The organism is Streptomyces viridochromogenes, assembly GCF_001270495.1.
In the GTDB taxonomy this organism is placed as follows: Bacteria; Actinomycetota; Actinomycetes; order Streptomycetales; family Streptomycetaceae; genus Streptomyces; species Streptomyces viridochromogenes_A.
This window is the reverse complement of sequence record NZ_LGUR01000174.1, coordinates 1-221: the sequence shown is the minus strand read 5'-3', so window position 1 is coordinate 221 and position 221 is coordinate 1. Positions and strand designations below refer to the sequence as shown.

The following is a 221-nucleotide window of genomic DNA, read 5'->3' as shown; positions in this document are numbered from 1 at the left end:
CCCGCGCTCACCGCGCTCGCCCAGGGCTGGTGCGCCCTTTCCCTGCTGCACGGCAGGATCGAGGCGCACATCGAGCGCGCCCTTCAGGCCGGGCACGATCTGAGCGTGCGCGAGTACTCCCTGCTCGACGTCCTCAGCCGCCAGCACAGCGGCGAAGGCGGCCACCTCCAGATGAAGCAGGTCGCCGACGCCGTCGTCCTCAGCCAGAGCGCCACCACCCG

The 221-nt window shown here is 71.9% G+C and carries 1 pseudogene; it reads left to right on the top strand.

Going from position 1 to position 221, the window contains the following annotated elements:
• Positions 1-221 (top strand): annotated as a pseudogene (locus ADK36_RS17985) (MarR family transcriptional regulator); the annotation flags it as partial.